This is a genomic window from Pseudomonas sp. ADAK2 TE3594, assembly GCF_053628675.1.
The window spans coordinates 2,728,929-2,743,530 of the sequence record NZ_JBRJGV010000001.1 but is presented as its reverse complement, the minus strand read 5'-3'; the positions used below and the strand labels follow the sequence as shown (position 1 = coordinate 2,743,530).

Here is a 14,602-nt window from a genome sequence, read left to right as displayed (position 1 = left end):
TTCATCTCCGTTGACCCGTTTCATGCAGATTAACCAGCCGGCAGAGACGCCACACTCCGGGTCTTGCGGTCGAATTCAACGGTTTCATCCCGCGGTACGAAAGGTGAAGTTGATCCGTTGTTCGCCCAACTGAGGGTGATAACCCTCCTTGATCGGCAATACGCCGTGATAACGCAAACGGTCCACGCCGCCCCACACCACGATATCGCCATGTAACAACGGCACCCGCTGGCTTTTGGCACTTCGTTCGAAGCCACCGAACAGGAACGTCGCCGGCAAGCCCAAGGACACCGACACAATGGGCGCCGCGTAGGAATCTTCGTTTTTGTCCTGATGCAACGACATCCTGGCACCGGGAATATAGCGGTTGATCAGGCAGGAATCCGGTACGAAATCCATAAACCCAGCCTCTCGCGCCGCCGCTTGCGCCAACTCGAAAAACACCTCGGGTATTTCCGGCCAAAGGTCGCCAGTCTGCGGATCGTTGCGGGTGTACTTGTAGCCGCTGCGGTCGGTGGTCCAGCCCCAAGTGCCGCAACTGCTCAAGGTCACCGACATGGTAAAGCCGCCGGGCGTGACCATCTGCCGAAAGGGCGCGGCCGCCAGAACCGCCTCCAGCGCCGGCAGCAACCGGTCGAGCCAAGGCAGGGCGAAGCCTCTGAGAACGTAGGATTGTTCGCCGATTTGCTCGCGCCTGGGTTGTTGCTCGGGTTCGGCGTCGGCAAACAGATCGAAGGTGATCGGGCTCATGGGGTCATAGCGCATCGTGAAAGATGATTCCAAGGGTATGCCGTTTTCCACTGTGCAGGCGACTTACCCCGTGACGCATGGTCACTCGGTAATAGCCGCGAACTCCTTTTACCGGGCGCTGATTCACGGCAAAAATCAACGCGTCGCCTTTCTTCAGATCGATGACTTGCGGGCGCGACTGCATTCGTGGACGTTGTTCAGTCAGCACAAATTCACCGCCGGTGAAATCCTCGTTCGGTTCTGACAGAAGAATCGCTACTTGCAGCGGGAAGACGTGTTCGCCGTACAGATCCTGATGCAGACAGTTGTAGTCCTGAGGCCCATATTGCAGCAACAAAGGTGTCGGGCGTTCCTGACCGGCGGCATGACAGCGTTGCAGAAATGCTTCGTGCGATTCGGGGAAACGGGTCGGCAGGTCCATGCATTCGTACCAGCGATTGGCGATTGGAACCAGTCGAGGGTAGAGCGCGCTACGCAACCGGGCCACTGGATCCGGCAGCGAATACCTGAAGTACTTGTACTCACCACGGCCAAAACCGTGGCGAGCCATCACCACTTTCGAGCGAAAGGGTTCGGGCCGGTCGTACAGGGCGCTTATTTCATCGCAAGTCTCAGGGCTTAAAAACGACCTGATGACTGCGCAGCCGTCCTGATCGAGTTGCTGCGCAAGCGCGCCCCAGTCGAGGGCGTCGTGGTGAGTCGGGTCGGTAAACAAGGGGTCTGCCTCCTTGACCAAAAGGTCGAGGCGGCCAGTTTAGTGAGCGTCGCGGGGGTGGACACCCCGGCGCTTGCGGTCGAATTCGAAAGGGGAGCAGACGTCCATGTTGTCGCTCCAGATCGCTTTACAGCGCTTTGCTCACGCTGATCTCACTGATGACATCTTCAGTCTGGCCATGAATAACGTCCAGTGCAGCCTTGGCTTCTTCTTCGGTGCCGTTTTCCAGCTGTGCGAATTCAAAGCGGCGCTCGCCGTTGAGTTTGTATTTGATGACGTACTTGGTCGTCTGGGCCACGGTCATACCTGCCTGTTTTCGTGTGGGCTCAGCTCAGTTTGGAGCTGGAGCGGCGGATGATTTTGATCGAGTGCGTCAGGGTCGGTTTGCGGGTCACGCTGATCGGCCGGCGATTGACCGTGTCGATGGTGATGTTCCAGAAACCGGTGCTTGGCGCAGTGATGCGGGCCGGGAAGGTGTCGAATGCGCCGCCGTGGTAAGTATGACGGCCGCCATTCTTGAAGCTGCGGAAGTTGGCGTCGTTCATCAAGCGGATGTTGCACATTTGGGAGCACTGGATGACGACGATGTCGTCTTCGTTGAGGTGCTCGCGCTGGTGGATAAATTTCATGAGGCGCCTCCAGAAGGGCTTTTTCTACAAAATCAAAACGATAGCATGGGCGATTGGCGCAGTTTATCAGCCCGAACAGGTTATTATCCGGCTGTCGGGGTCCGCTTTGACAATTAAAAACAGTTATTCGGAATTCTATGAGCGATAAAAGCAATGAGCCTCGGAGAAAAACAGTATTTGTGCTGTCGGAGGGTCTTTATCGGAGGTTTTGTATGAAGTGGGGTGTTCTGGTCGTGCCGTTGGCATTGGCAGTGGGTGGATGTGCGACTGTCTCGGACATCAACGAGTCGCTGCCCACTATGAGCGTGATTTCAGGCAAGAAACCCCATGAGTACGCGCAATGCCTGGTCGAGAAACTGGCCGATAGCCGTGGAGCCCTGCAAGTCGAGCCGCAGAAGGACGGTGTGCGGGTTATCGTGCCGCAGAAGTTCTCGTCGGGGCCGGCAGCGGTGTTTGACATTGAAGATCGCTCCGGCGGCAGCAGCATCAAGCTGCATGAACGCATCTCTAATGTGCCATTGCGCCCATGGGATGTGCGCAATGCCGCCACCGCGTGCATATCCGGCTGATAAACTACCCCCAGTCAGCATCGATGCCGTCAAAGTCGCGCTTTGACGGCATTGTCATTTCTGGAGTCAAGCATGAAGCGAGAGCAGGTGCGAGAGCGCCACGCAGGGGGTCATATCTCTGCCACCCACGTGATTCAGAACCCGGCGAATCCGGGGGAGTGGATCGTGTTTTTCAAGAAAAGCGCCGGGCGCAGTTTTTTCCTGGTGGATGACAACGATGAAGTCGAGTCCTTCAGTCGCCTCGACGATTTGATCGAGACCGTGCGCGGGCTCGGGATCAAATTCGCCGAAATCCACATGTAGGGCAGGGTGAGCCCTGTAGGAGCGAGGCTTGCCCGCGAAGAATGCACTGCGGTTTTTCAGGTATGACGCGTCATCGTTCTTCGCGGGCAAGTCGGATCGCCGCACCGCTCGCTCCTACAGGATTTTTGTAGCTCAAGTTTCTCGACATTGGGAGAATTACTTGCAGACCACCACCACGCTGCGGTTTTTGTAGTTCCCGACGTCGGCCCCCAGGGTCTTGTCGCTTTCCTTGGTCGAAGGTGTGCCGTCGGTACCGACAATTCGATAGCCGGTGCCGGCGCACGAGGCATCGGCTTTTTCGTAGCAACTGGCCCAGGCGTTGGCTTCCCCGGAGCAATCGATGCTCAGGCCTTGCTCGCCATTTTTCAGGTAAGTCGTTTCGGACGAGGCACAGCCGCTCAGGGTCAGTACCGCAATCAGTGGCAAAAATTTAATCATGTCGTGGTGGTCGTCAGTGATGGTGGCTAAAAGCTGTGACCGCGGCGGCATCGAAAGGTTATAGCGAATGGCCACTTCGTTGCAGATAATCACAAAAAAGCCCTGCGCAAAGGCAGGGCTGCGTCATGCCAGGCTCAGCTCAAGGCTTGTCCTTGCCACGCCGCTTGGGGGCTGCGGGTTGATCTTGCAACACCGATGCCACTTCGATCGCCAACGCTTCGGTAGGGAACGGCCCGGCAATATTCTCGCCGCCGACGCTGTCTACCCACCACTGGCCGTCTTTTGCCTGATTGATCAGGTATCCGTTAACGCTTTTTGCTGCCGACATCTATCTGCCTCGTTGGCTGGTTCAATTGCACAATGATAGCGCCAAATGCCCTCAACGGGTGCCGATGGGTGTAGGGTGGGGCAGATTGCCTTTCGGCTGATGGTCGTGCAGATCTGTCGATCTCTGCTATCTATAAGAGGTTGTGCAATGTATCTGCGGAACTATCCATCAGAATATTTCTCTATGATGGCATCGGTTAGCCAGTGCAGGGCATTGTAAGGTGCCCGCCGCCTGATTAGACTGCGCCGAAACTCGAACACACAGCCCTTTCAAGGACTTATATGATCAAGAAATGCTTGTTCCCAGCAGCCGGTTACGGTACTCGCTTCCTGCCAGCGACTAAAGCCATGCCCAAAGAAATGCTGCCGGTGGTAAACAAGCCACTGATCCAGTACGGCGTCGAAGAAGCACTGGACGCCGGGTTGACCGAAATCTCCATCGTCACCGGTCGCGGCAAGCGTGCTCTGGAAGACCACTTCGACATCAGCTATGAGCTGGAAAACCAGATCAAGGGCACCGACAAAGAGAAATACCTGGTCGGCATCCGCAAGCTGCTCGACGAGTGCTCCTTTTCCTACACTCGCCAGACCGAAATGAAAGGCCTGGGCCACGCGATTCTGACGGGTCGTCCGCTGATCGGCGACGAACCGTTCGCCGTGGTACTGGCGGATGACTTGTGCGTAAACCTGGAAGGCGACGGCGTACTGACCCAGATGGTCAAGCTCTACAAGCAGTTCCGCTGCTCGATCGTAGCCATTCAGGAAGTCGACCCGCAAGAAACTCACAAGTACGGTGTGATTGCCGGTGAGATGATCCGCGACGACATCTACCGCGTTCACAGCATGGTTGAAAAACCAAAGCCTGAAGATGCGCCGTCGAACCTGGCGATCATCGGCCGCTACATCCTGACCCCGGACATCTTCGACCTGATCGAACAAACCGAGCCAGGCAAGGGCGGCGAAATCCAGATCACCGACGCCCTGATGAAACAGGCACAAAACGGCTGCGTCATGGCCTACAAGTTCAAAGGCAAGCGTTTCGACTGCGGTGGCGCCGAAGGCTACATCGATGCGACCAACTTCTGCTTCGAGAACTTCTACAAGACTGGCAAGGCTTACTGATAGCGCCTGAGCTGCTTGTATTGAAAAGCCACCTTCGGGTGGCTTTTTCATTTTCCGGCCCCACATAGTTTGCAAAGCTTGCCCAAAGGCCGCCCGCAGGTATGCTGGTGGCCTGCCGAGGAGATAGAAATGGCCTACGATTTTGACCTATATGTGATTGGTGCCGGTTCCGGCGGGGTGCGGGCTGCGCGGTTTGCGGCCGGTTTTGGCGCGAAAGTCGCCGTGGCTGAGAGCCGTTATCTAGGCGGTACGTGTGTGAACGTCGGCTGCGTGCCGAAAAAATTGCTGGTCTATGGCGCACACTTCGCCGAAGACTTCGAGCAGTCGCAAGGCTTCGGCTGGACCCCGGGTGAGGCGAAGTTCGACTGGGCGACGCTGATTGCCAACAAGGATCGCGAGATCAATCGCCTGAACGGCATCTATCGCAATCTGCTGGTCAACAGCGGCGTGACCTTGCATGAAGGCCACGCGAAAATGGTCGATCCGCATCAAGTCGAGATCAATGGCGAGCGTTACACGGCCAAGAACATTCTGATTGCTACCGGTGGCTGGCCGCAGATCCCGGAGATTCCGGGGCACGAGCACGCGATCAGTTCTAACCAGGCGTTCTTCCTTAAAGAGCTGCCAAAGCGCGTTCTGGTGGTCGGCGGTGGTTACATTGCGGTGGAGTTTGCCGGGATTTTCCACGGACTGGGTGCCGAGACCACGCTGCTGTATCGCGGTGATCTGTTCCTGCGTGGCTTCGACAGCTCGGTGCGCAAACATTTGCAGGAGGAGCTGACCAAGCGCGGCATGGACCTGCAATTCAATGCCGATATCGAACGCATCGAAAAGCAAGCCGATGGCAGCCTGAAAGCCACTCTCAAGGATGGTCGTGTACTGGAGGCGGACTGCGTGTTCTACGCTACCGGTCGGCGTCCGATGCTCGACAATCTGGGGCTGGAAAACACCGGCGTCAAACTCGACAAGAAAGGTTTTGTCGAGGTCGATGAGCAGTATCAAACCGCTGAGCCGTCGATCCTGGCCCTTGGCGATGTGATCGGTCGGGTACAGCTCACGCCGGTTGCTCTGGCGGAAGGCATGGCCGTGGCGCGGCGCTTGTTCAAGCCCGAGCAATATCGCCCGGTGGATTACAAGATGATCCCGACCGCGGTGTTCAGCTTGCCGAACATCGGCACTGTCGGCCTGACCGAGGAAGAAGCGCGAGAGGCCGGGCACGATGTGGTGATCTTCGAAAGCCGTTTCCGGCCGATGAAGCTGACCTTGACCGAATGCCAGGAACGGACCTTGATGAAGCTGGTGGTGGACGCCAAGACCGACAAGGTCTTGGGTTGCCACATGGTCGGCCCGGAGGCTGGCGAAATTGTTCAGGGGTTGGCGATTGCGCTGAAGGCCGGCGCGACCAAGCGTGATTTTGACGAAACCATCGGCGTGCATCCAACGGCCGCCGAAGAGTTTGTCACCATGCGCACGCCAGTCGCGAGTTAATCGTCCTTACGCGTAGCTGATGCGTCTGGCGCTGTCGCAACGACAGCCGCCAGGCGCACGCTTTCATCCAGGCTTGCCTGCAACTTGATCAGTTCAATTTCCAGCGCTTTGTTGATGTGCGACTGCTCGTCGATGTTCTGCTTGAGTGACTGGCTTTCCAGCAGGGCAATGCGCAAGCGTTCCTGGAGGAGGGTGCGCTCGCTGTCGATACGGTTGACCTGTTCCAGCAGCTGATCCTGTCGGCTATTGGTGTGCTTGAGTTGCTCTTGCGACAGGCTCAACTCCCGCAGTGTTCCACGGTTTTCCGTCAGTAAGCGCTCGTTGTCACGATGCAGTTGGGTGATTTCATCCTGACGAACCAATGCGCTCTGCTGCGCCTGACGCAACTCCATCTGAAGCTGCTGCACCTGACCTTCGTGACGACGCTGTTCCTGCTCGCGCTGGCCTTTGACGGCGTTGCGGTAGTGTTCCAGCGCCTCACGGGCGTGCAGGTGCTTTTCTTCCAGCGAGCGGATCTGCTCGTCCTTGTCCTGCAAACGTAATTCGAAATCTGCCAGCGCCTGATTCAGCCCGGCGTTGCGGGTTTGCTCAGTCTGCAGCATGGAGCGGGTGTCTTGCAGTTCTGCCGATTCCTGGGTCAGCGCCAGGCTTTGAATTTCGTATTGCTGCTGCAATTCAGTATTGGCCTCACGGGCCTCGTGTAGCTGGGTTTCCAGTCCTTTTCGTTGTTGCTCGAACTGCGCGCGTGCCTGGTCGATGGGCTCTTGCGCCTGTTCTTTCAGGCGTTGCGCCAGGCGCGACACCAGGCTTGTCAGCTCATCGTCTATAGGCTCGGAAGGTGCTTGCGCGGGCTCGACACCGTCATCGAGCTCCTTCAGATAACGGTGGATCGTGGTTTTTGAGCCGGTATTGCCCATCTCGATCCGCACCGCGTCAATGCTCGGGTGTTCGCCCCGGGCGAGGATTGCTAAGCGTGCCGCCTGCACCAGTGCCTTGTTAACGCCGCCACGTGCCATGTGTTCTCCTACGATTTCATACTGTGGTACGTACCACTAATATGCGCAATGTACCACAGCACTAATAAAGTTAAAATCTTGCGATCTATCATGCGGGATATACTGGTATTACCCCGTGTGATGCGCTGTAATCCGGGTTTCATCCGCTACAGCGGTACGTTTTCGAGAACTGAGCCCATGACCGATCTGGATCGCTACCTGCAAGCTGCCACCCGCGACAACACCCGTCGCAGCTATCGGGCAGCCATCGAGCACTTCGAAGTCAGTTGGGGTGGGTTCCTGCCGGCGACCAGTGACAGCGTGGCGCGCTATCTCATGGCTCATGCGGGCGTGCTGTCGATCAATACTTTGAAGTTACGTTTGTCCGCGCTGGCGCAGTGGCACAACAGTCAGGGTTTCGCCGATCCCACCAAGGCGCCCGTGGTGCGCAAAGTGTTCAAGGGCATTCGCGCGCTGCACCCGGCGCAGGAAAAACAGGCCGAGCCGTTGCAACTCCAGCATCTGGAGCAAGTGGTGGCCTGGCTGGAGCAGGAAGCTCAAACCGCCAAGGCGCAGGGCGATCAACCGGGATTGCTGCGGGCCCGGCGTGACACGGCGCTGATCCTGCTGGGCTTTTGGCGCGGTTTCCGGAGCGATGAGTTGTGCCGGGTGCAGATTGAGCATGTGCGGGCCAGCGCCGGCTCAGGCATCACCCTCTACCTGCCTCGCAGCAAGAGCGACCGCGAGAACCTCGGTCAGACGTACCAGACGCCAGCCTTGCAGCGCTTGTGTCCGGTTCAGGCTTACATCCAATGGATCACTGAAGCGGCCTTGGTCCGCGGGCCGGTGTTTCGGGGTATCGACCGCTGGGGTCATTTGAGCGAGGAGGGCTTGCACGCCAATAGCGTGATCCCGTTGTTGCGTCAGGCGCTGGAGCGGGCCGGTATTGCGGCCGAGCACTACACCAGTCACTCCTTGCGTCGTGGCTTTGCCACTTGGGCCCATCAGAGCGGTTGGGATTTGAAGTCGTTGATGAGTTACGTGGGCTGGAAGGATATGAAGTCCGCCATGCGCTATGTTGAAGCCAGCCCGTTTCTCGGGATGACCCGCATCGCTGAACAGCCATTGGCGCTGTAGATCACGTTTTCTTCTATTAATACTGTCGACTAATAGCGAAAACCAATCAGCAGCATCAGGTTTGCCAATGAGCCAGCCGGCGATCGACTGGGTAGGATTCACCCATCAACTTCTTAACCCCCTGACGGAGAGTCATCGATGCCTATCATCAACAGCCAAGTTAAACCGTTCAAAGCTGACGCCTTCAAAAATGGCGACTTCGTAAAAGTGTCGGACGCTGACCTGAAAGGCAAGTGGTCTGTCGTGTTCTTCTACCCAGCTGACTTCACCTTCGTCTGCCCGACCGAACTGGAAGACCTGGCTGACAACTACGCCGAGTTCCAGAAGCTGGGCGTCGAGATCTACAGCGTTTCCACCGATACCCACTTTGCCCACGCTGCCTGGCACAACACTTCGCCAGCCATCGGCAAAATCCAGTACACCATGATCGGCGACCCGACTCACGCCATCTCCCGCAACTTCGACGTGCTGATCGAAGAAGCTGGCCTGGCTGACCGTGGCACCTTCGTGATCAACCCGGAAGGCCAGATCAAAATCGTTGAACTGAACGACGGCGGTGTAGGTCGTGACGCTTCAGAGCTGCTGCGCAAAATCAAGGCTGCTCAGTACGTTGCTGCTCACCCGGGCCAGGTTTGCCCAGCCAAGTGGAAAGAAGGCGAGGCCACTCTGGCTCCGTCCCTGGACCTGGTCGGCAAGATCTAAGTCTGTGACGCGCTTCACCAGGGCGGAACTCCGCACCTCCTAAGTAAGCTGCACCGCCCTCAAAAACGCCCGGGCGAGATTCGCTCGGGCGTTTTTTTTCGACACGAATAAAGGAAATCGCCCGTATGTTGGACGCCAATCTTAAAGCCCAGTTGAAATCGTACCTGGAACGGGTCACCCAGCCGATCGAGATCATTGCATCCCTCGATGACGGTGCGAAATCCCAGGAAATGCTCGCATTACTCAAAGACGTTGCCAGTCTTTCTACCCAGATTACTTTGCTCGACAACGGTGACGATGCACGCAAACCATCGTTCTCGATCAACCGCCCGGGGGCCGACATCAGCCTGCGTTTCGCCGGTATCCCGATGGGCCACGAATTCACGTCCTTGGTGCTGGCCCTGCTGCAAGTCGGCGGCCACCCATCGAAGGCCAGCGTTGAAGTGATCGAGCAGATACGCTCGCTCAAGGGCGAGTTCAACTTCGAGACTTACTTCTCGCTGTCCTGCCAGAACTGCCCGGACGTGGTCCAGGCATTGAACCTGATGGCTGTACTGAACCCGAACATCCGCCACGTCGCCATCGATGGCGCTCTGTTTCAGGCTGAAGTCGACGAGCGCCAGATCATGGCCGTCCCAAGCATTTACCTGAACGGCGTTAACTTCGGCCAGGGCCGCATGGGCCTTGAAGAGATCCTCGCCAAGATCGACACCAGCGGCATCGAGCGTCAGGCCGAGAAAATCAGCGCCAAAGAAGCCTTTGACGTACTGGTCGTCGGCGGTGGCCCGGCCGGTGCTTCGGCGGCGATCTACGCTGCTCGTAAAGGCATTCGCACCGGTGTGGCGGCGGAACGTTTTGGTGGTCAGGTGCTCGACACCATGGCCATCGAGAACTTCATCTCCGTGCAGGAAACTGAAGGGCCGAAACTGGCTGTGGCGCTGGAAGAACACGTCAAGCAGTACGACGTGGACATCATGAACCTGCAACGCGCCGACAAGCTGGTGCCGGGTAAAAATGGCGAACTGCACGAAATCCATTTCGCCAGCGGCGCCTCCTTGAAAGCCAAGACCGTGATTTTGGCGACCGGTGCCCGGTGGCGTGAAATGAACGTTCCCGGTGAGCAGCAATACCGCAACAAGGGCGTAGCGTACTGCCCGCACTGTGACGGTCCGCTGTTCAAAGGCAAGCGTGTGGCGGTGATCGGTGGCGGTAACTCCGGCGTCGAAGCGGCCATCGACCTGGCAGGTATCGTGTCCCACGTGACCCTGCTGGAGTTCGACGTCCAACTGCGCGCCGATGCAGTGTTGCAGCGCAAGTTGCACAGCCTGCCGAACGTTACGGTGATCACCAGTGCGCAAACCACTGAAGTGACCGGCGATGGCCAAAAGGTCAACGGCCTGCACTACAAGGATCGTCAGTCGGACGAGTTGCGCACTGTCGAGCTGGAAGGGATCTTCGTGCAGATCGGTCTGTTGCCTAACACCGATTGGCTCAAAGGCACCATCGAGCTGTCACCACGCGGCGAGATCATCGTCGATGCCCGCGGTGAAACGTCGATGCCCGGCGTGTTCGCGGCCGGTGACGTGACCACCGTGCCGTACAAGCAGATCGTGATTGCGGTGGGCGAGGGCGCGAAGGCTTCCCTGAGTGCATTCGATCACTTGATCCGCACCTCGGCGCCTGCATAAGCGCCGACGCTGAAAACACAAAACCCCATGAGCGATCATGGGGTTTTTTGTGTCTTTCACTGATCGTTCCCACGCTCTGCGTGGGAATGCAGCCCGGGACGCTCCGCGTCCCAAAGCGTGACGCAGAGCGTCACAGGAGGCGTTACCACGCAGAGCGTGGGAACGATCATTTCTGTGTGTGGGGCTTACAGCGGTGCAGGCTGAATGATCTCGACCCAGTAACCATCCGGGTCCTTGATGAAGGCCAGGCTCTTCATGCGACCGTCGTTCAAGCGTTTCTGGAAATCGCAGCCCAGTGCTTCGAAGCGCTCGCATGCGGCGCGGATGTCCGGCACCGAAATGCAGATATGGCCGAAGCCGCGTGGGTCGGTGTTGCCATTGTGATAGGCGAAATTCGCGTCGTTCTCGGTGCCGTGGTTGTGAGTCAATTCGAGAATGCCGGGGATCGACTTCATCCACTCGGTACGAGCCGCGGCATCGGCCGGGATCTGGTTTTTATCGACCAGCGCCAGGAAATACAGGCTGAACTCGGCTTCCGGGAAATCGCGTTTCTCCACCAGCGAGAAACCCAGGACGCGGGTGTAGAAATCCAGGGACTTGGTGATGTCCTTGACCCGCAGCATGGTGTGGTTGAAGACGAACTTCTGGGTGGCGGTGTCGGGTTGGGCGGTCACACCGGGAAATGTATTGAGTTCGTGCAGGCTCATGGGGCCCTCCGGAAAATCCAAGAATGGTCACAATGATACGCAAGGGCTCCGGCATCGCCAAACCAAAACCGCAGGCTTGCCTGACAGGCGGGTGAGGCTCAGACTTTACGGCTCTATTCGTGAGTGTTCTTTGCAATGACCCGATTCTGTCAATCGATGCTCGTCCTGATGTGTCTGCTTTCAGGTGTTACCACTGCTCATGCAGAAGCCCCGGTCGTGACCTGGCCAAACGGATGGACCGTCGAGGTCGTCTCTCAAGATGAGGCCAACCCACAGGTTTCCCGGCAGCGCGCGGTAAAAAACGACCAGGACGGTGCACCGGTGATGGTGATGGAGTTGACCATGACTCAGGTAGAAAGTGGTCACCAGGTGAATCTGGAAGGCGTGCTGCTGGAAATGCGCAAGTCGGTGCAAAAGGACTTTTTTCAGGGTGGGTATCAGAGCGTTTGCACTAAGATTCACCCGACTACCTTGAGCCGGCTATCGGCACTGGAAACTACCTGCACGATTACGCAGAACGGTCGACATGTGCTGTCTCAAACATTGGTTGCTGCGGTAGACACCGATAAGGCCTATGTTCTTTCCTATGCGGGGCAGGCAGAGGTTTATAAGGCAAGTCAGGACGACATAGCGGCTGCTCGAAACAGCTTGAAACTTTAGTTTAAGGTTTGCGTATCAGTAGGTTTCTGCGTGTTCGGCATTTTCTAGATAGCCAAAGGGATTAAGCATAAAGTTGATCAGCATGTAACGAGTTGATCGGCGACTATCGTTGCATTTAGACGCCATCCATGAAAAAAGCCCTGCATTGGCAGGGCTTTTTTTATGACCGCGAGTGCTTAGCCACGCAGCCAGGAATCAACGGTGGCGGCACCGTATTGTTCCTTCCAGGCTTTCAGGCCGCGATGGTTGCCACCCTTGGTTTCAATCAGTTCACCGGTGTGCGGGTTCTGATAGACCTTGACCACGCGAGCGCGGCGGGTTTTAGGCGCTGTTGCCTGCTGCAGGCCGGATTTCGCCGGGTTCGGATCGAGGATGGCGATGATGTCGCGCAAGCTCTTGCCGTAGGTTTTCATCAGCCCCTGGAGCTTTTCTTCGAATTCGATTTCTTTCTTGAGCCCGGCATCGTTCTTCAGCGATTCCAACTGCTTGAGCTGTTCTTGAAGGGCCTTTTCGGCTGCACGGAATTCAGCGAGTCTGGACAATATCTTTACTCCAATAGTGTGTTTGGCTGATACCAACCGCAAACAAAGCTATAAGCCAAGAGCCTTGAAGCGACTCGGTGATAATGACTCACCTGCCAGTTCTGCACAGGTATGAAAAATTGTAGTAGTTAATTGGCCAAGAGTAAATCCTGACTTTTTCTTCATGTAACAAGAGTAGTCTTTTGATTCAATTTGGTGCGTATCATCATGATCTTGGTGCTTAAGGTGGTTAGTTAATGATCACTTAATGCACTAATGAAGTCTGCACCGGGCATCGGTCGACCGAACAGATAACCTTGCAGGAAGTTCACGCCGTGGGCGGTCAGATAGTCACTTTGCTCCTCGGTTTCCACGCCTTCGGCGACGATACCCAGATCGAGTTTGGCCGAGAGTTCGATGATGCTGTCCAGAATGTGGCGGGAGAGGGCATCGATACCGATCATGGCGACAAAGCTCTGGTCGATTTTCAGGAAGTCCACATTGAACTGACGCAAGTAATCCAGGCTTGAGTGACCGGTGCCAAAGTCATCGATCGCGATCATCACGCCCAACCCGTGAAGCTGTTCGAACAATTGCAGGGTGATGTCTGTCGGCTCGATGAGTTCGCGTTCGGTCAGCTCCAGCACCAGGTTGATACTGCCCGGGGCGAAAGCGCTGAGGAACTCACGGCAGTCCTCGACCAGCTCCAGATCCCGGCAGTGGCTGGCGGTGATGTTGATGCCAATGTGAAGCGGCCCCTCGAACGATGCCGACAAGGGGCCCAGCAATGCGGCGGTTTGTTGCATCAACGAGCGAGTCATCGGCACGATCAGCCCGGAATGTTCGGCAAACGGAATGAACAGGTCAGGGCGTACCAAGCCTTCCTTGGGATGTTTCCAGCGCATCAATACTTCGGCACCGGACCACAGCTTATTGTCGCCATGCACTACGGGCTGGAAATACGGAATGAACTCTGCTGCCTCCAGCGCCCGCTGCATTTCACGACTAGGCGACGTCGAACGCTTCTGCAGGACATGCCCGATCGAGCCTGACACCACACCGAAGAACATCAACAGACTGAACAGCGGCGGGTACTCACTGCGCATGTAACGCCAGATTTCTCCTTCGGGGAAACCGGCGGCCACCGTGAAGGCATATCGCGCAGACATCAGCGTGTTTTGCGCCACCGGCAAAACGGGCAGGGCGTCGTTGTGGACTTTGCCGTCGGCGGACAGCCAATTAGGGCCTACTCGCAGTAACAATAATGTTTTGCGACCAATCAGGCGCAGCACGTGACTCAGGTGATAACCGTTCAGCGTGGTCAATGCGCCCTGGTTTCCTTCATTCAGCCGATACACCAACAACGCGGTATTGGGCGTGACCGGATTGCCGTTCATGAGCCATAGCTTGCCTTGGGTGTAGTCGCCGGGATTGATCTTTTCCTGATATTCACCGAACAACGAACTGCAATAGAGGTTGTTGTCCCACACAAGGTTGGTCGAGCGCACGAACGGCCGGCGGGTGACTTGTTCACGCAGGGCCAGTTTGACGTCGTTGCAGTTTTGGCCGGCCAGCGGCAATAGTTCGTGCGCTGCTTGGGCGGTGTTGTCGAGCATCAACTCGAACTGGCGAATGGCTTCTTCGCCAGTCAGTTCAGTACTTTGCTTGAGGGTACGTTCAGCCTGCAGATAGAGAATGGCGAACCCCAGCAAAACCGGGAGTAGCCCGCTCAGAACAGTCACAACGATCCGGGTGCCACGTTTACGGCGGCTTTTGACGTTCAGTGGCATTCGCAAATCCATCGCGATAAAAGAGGGCTCTCAAAGGCTGGCACGACACGCCGCCCAGAAG

18 protein-coding genes are annotated in these 14,602 nt (G+C 56.9%); 8 read left to right on the top strand and 10 right to left on the bottom strand.

From position 1 onward, the window contains the following. Positions 1-84: 84 nt before the first annotated feature. The 4 genes from alkB to AB7M22_RS12395 all read right to left on the bottom strand — a co-directional run bounded on the left by alkB (position 85) and on the right by AB7M22_RS12395 (position 2,094). Complete coding sequence (alkB, locus tag AB7M22_RS12410) at positions 85-765, bottom strand: DNA oxidative demethylase AlkB (RefSeq protein ID WP_454186506.1); 681 nt, start codon at positions 763-765, stop codon at positions 85-87. Then, complete coding sequence (locus AB7M22_RS12405; protein ID WP_454186505.1) at positions 755-1,465, bottom strand: 2OG-Fe(II) oxygenase; 711 nt, start codon at positions 1,463-1,465, stop codon at positions 755-757. Before AB7M22_RS12405 ends, alkB begins: the two co-directional genes overlap by 11 nt. Positions 1,466-1,592: 127 nt before the next feature. Further along, positions 1,593-1,763, bottom strand: a complete 171-nt coding sequence (locus AB7M22_RS12400) for a hypothetical protein (protein ID WP_162232616.1) — start codon at positions 1,761-1,763, stop codon at positions 1,593-1,595. 28 nt (positions 1,764-1,791) lie between these two features. Continuing rightward, positions 1,792-2,094, bottom strand: coding sequence for a DUF1883 domain-containing protein (locus tag AB7M22_RS12395; RefSeq protein ID WP_007900033.1), 303 nt, complete (start codon positions 2,092-2,094; stop codon positions 1,792-1,794). 212 nt (positions 2,095-2,306) lie between these two features. Between AB7M22_RS12395 and AB7M22_RS12390 the strand changes: the two genes are divergently transcribed. Together AB7M22_RS12390 and AB7M22_RS12385 are read left to right on the top strand one after the other, a co-directional pair. Then, positions 2,307-2,663, top strand: coding sequence for a hypothetical protein (locus AB7M22_RS12390; RefSeq protein WP_454186504.1), 357 nt, complete (start codon positions 2,307-2,309; stop codon positions 2,661-2,663). Between the two features lie 72 nt (positions 2,664-2,735). Continuing rightward, positions 2,736-2,966 (top strand): hypothetical protein, encoded by a 231-nt coding sequence (locus AB7M22_RS12385; protein WP_007900036.1) that lies wholly within the window; start codon positions 2,736-2,738, stop codon positions 2,964-2,966. A gap of 156 nt (positions 2,967-3,122) precedes the next feature. Here the strand turns inward: AB7M22_RS12385 and AB7M22_RS12380 are convergent, their stop codons facing one another. Then, positions 3,123-3,404, bottom strand: a complete 282-nt coding sequence (locus AB7M22_RS12380; RefSeq protein ID WP_454186503.1) for a hypothetical protein — start codon at positions 3,402-3,404, stop codon at positions 3,123-3,125. A 139-nt stretch (positions 3,405-3,543) separates the two neighbouring features. After that, positions 3,544-3,732, bottom strand: a complete 189-nt coding sequence (locus AB7M22_RS12375; protein WP_008012859.1) for a hypothetical protein — start codon at positions 3,730-3,732, stop codon at positions 3,544-3,546. 281 nt (positions 3,733-4,013) lie between these two features. Between AB7M22_RS12375 and galU the strand changes: the two genes are divergently transcribed. Both galU and gorA read left to right on the top strand, forming a co-directional pair. Then, a complete protein-coding gene (gene galU, locus AB7M22_RS12370; RefSeq protein WP_007900040.1) occupies positions 4,014-4,853 on the top strand; it encodes a UTP--glucose-1-phosphate uridylyltransferase GalU in 840 nt (279 codons plus the stop codon). A gap of 129 nt (positions 4,854-4,982) precedes the next feature. After that, entirely contained in the window at positions 4,983-6,341 is a 1,359-nt protein-coding gene (gene gorA, locus AB7M22_RS12365; RefSeq protein WP_454186502.1) for a glutathione-disulfide reductase, read from the top strand. On the opposite strand, the gene AB7M22_RS12360 is transcribed toward gorA, so the two are convergent. Then, the gene (locus AB7M22_RS12360) at positions 6,338-7,357 is read right to left on the bottom strand and encodes a DNA-binding protein (protein WP_454186501.1); all 1,020 of its coding nucleotides are present in this window, start codon (positions 7,355-7,357) and stop codon (positions 6,338-6,340) included. The genes gorA and AB7M22_RS12360 overlap by 4 nt on opposite strands. A 177-nt stretch (positions 7,358-7,534) precedes the next feature. On the opposite strand from AB7M22_RS12360, the gene AB7M22_RS12355 reads away from it, so the two are divergent. The 3 genes from AB7M22_RS12355 (at position 7,535) to ahpF (ending at position 10,863) form a co-directional block, all read left to right on the top strand. Further along, positions 7,535-8,473, top strand: coding sequence for a site-specific integrase (locus AB7M22_RS12355; RefSeq protein ID WP_454186500.1), 939 nt, complete (start codon positions 7,535-7,537; stop codon positions 8,471-8,473). 138 nt (positions 8,474-8,611) lie between these two features. Further along, a complete protein-coding gene (gene ahpC / locus AB7M22_RS12350) occupies positions 8,612-9,175 on the top strand; it encodes an alkyl hydroperoxide reductase subunit C (RefSeq protein ID WP_038983195.1) in 564 nt (187 codons plus the stop codon). 125 nt (positions 9,176-9,300) lie between these two features. Next, positions 9,301-10,863, top strand: a complete 1,563-nt coding sequence (gene ahpF / locus AB7M22_RS12345; RefSeq protein ID WP_454186499.1) for an alkyl hydroperoxide reductase subunit F — start codon at positions 9,301-9,303, stop codon at positions 10,861-10,863. 185 nt (positions 10,864-11,048) lie between these two features. Here the strand turns inward: ahpF and gloA are convergent, their stop codons facing one another. Then, a complete protein-coding gene (gene gloA, locus AB7M22_RS12340) occupies positions 11,049-11,570 on the bottom strand; it encodes a lactoylglutathione lyase (protein ID WP_454186498.1) in 522 nt (173 codons plus the stop codon). A 156-nt stretch (positions 11,571-11,726) separates the two neighbouring features. On the opposite strand from gloA, the gene AB7M22_RS12335 reads away from it, so the two are divergent. Then, positions 11,727-12,230: a DUF4946 domain-containing protein gene (locus AB7M22_RS12335; RefSeq protein ID WP_454188794.1), complete on the top strand. Its 504-nt coding sequence runs from the start codon at positions 11,727-11,729 to the stop codon at positions 12,228-12,230. 176 nt (positions 12,231-12,406) lie between these two features. Here the strand turns inward: AB7M22_RS12335 and AB7M22_RS12330 are convergent, their stop codons facing one another. Continuing rightward, on the bottom strand, positions 12,407-12,772 hold the full coding sequence (locus AB7M22_RS12330) for a histone-like nucleoid-structuring protein, MvaT/MvaU family (RefSeq protein ID WP_007900052.1): 366 nt from the start codon (positions 12,770-12,772) through the stop codon (positions 12,407-12,409). Positions 12,773-13,005: 233 nt separating this feature from the next. After that, positions 13,006-14,541: an EAL domain-containing protein gene (locus tag AB7M22_RS12325; RefSeq protein WP_454186497.1), complete on the bottom strand. Its 1,536-nt coding sequence runs from the start codon at positions 14,539-14,541 to the stop codon at positions 13,006-13,008. Positions 14,542-14,602 lie beyond the last annotated feature (61 nt).

Coding starts and splice junctions, on each gene's coding strand:
- alkB (WP_454186506.1), bottom strand. CDS start 765: ATGCGCTATGACCCCATGAGCCCGATCACCTTCGATCTGTTTGCCGAC.
- AB7M22_RS12395 (WP_007900033.1), bottom strand. CDS start 2,094: ATGAAATTTATCCACCAGCGCGAGCACCTCAACGAAGACGACATCGTC.
- AB7M22_RS12390 (WP_454186504.1), top strand. CDS start 2,307: ATGAAGTGGGGTGTTCTGGTCGTGCCGTTGGCATTGGCAGTGGGTGGA.
- AB7M22_RS12385 (WP_007900036.1), top strand. CDS start 2,736: ATGAAGCGAGAGCAGGTGCGAGAGCGCCACGCAGGGGGTCATATCTCT.
- AB7M22_RS12380 (WP_454186503.1), bottom strand. CDS start 3,404: ATGATTAAATTTTTGCCACTGATTGCGGTACTGACCCTGAGCGGCTGT.
- AB7M22_RS12375 (WP_008012859.1), bottom strand. CDS start 3,732: ATGTCGGCAGCAAAAAGCGTTAACGGATACCTGATCAATCAGGCAAAA.
- galU (WP_007900040.1), top strand. CDS start 4,014: ATGATCAAGAAATGCTTGTTCCCAGCAGCCGGTTACGGTACTCGCTTC.
- gorA (WP_454186502.1), top strand. CDS start 4,983: ATGGCCTACGATTTTGACCTATATGTGATTGGTGCCGGTTCCGGCGGG.
- AB7M22_RS12360 (WP_454186501.1), bottom strand. CDS start 7,357: ATGGCACGTGGCGGCGTTAACAAGGCACTGGTGCAGGCGGCACGCTTA.
- AB7M22_RS12355 (WP_454186500.1), top strand. CDS start 7,535: ATGACCGATCTGGATCGCTACCTGCAAGCTGCCACCCGCGACAACACC.
- ahpC (WP_038983195.1), top strand. CDS start 8,612: ATGCCTATCATCAACAGCCAAGTTAAACCGTTCAAAGCTGACGCCTTC.
- ahpF (WP_454186499.1), top strand. CDS start 9,301: ATGTTGGACGCCAATCTTAAAGCCCAGTTGAAATCGTACCTGGAACGG.
- gloA (WP_454186498.1), bottom strand. CDS start 11,570: ATGAGCCTGCACGAACTCAATACATTTCCCGGTGTGACCGCCCAACCC.
- AB7M22_RS12335 (WP_454188794.1), top strand. CDS start 11,727: ATGCTCGTCCTGATGTGTCTGCTTTCAGGTGTTACCACTGCTCATGCA.
- AB7M22_RS12325 (WP_454186497.1), bottom strand. CDS start 14,541: ATGCCACTGAACGTCAAAAGCCGCCGTAAACGTGGCACCCGGATCGTT.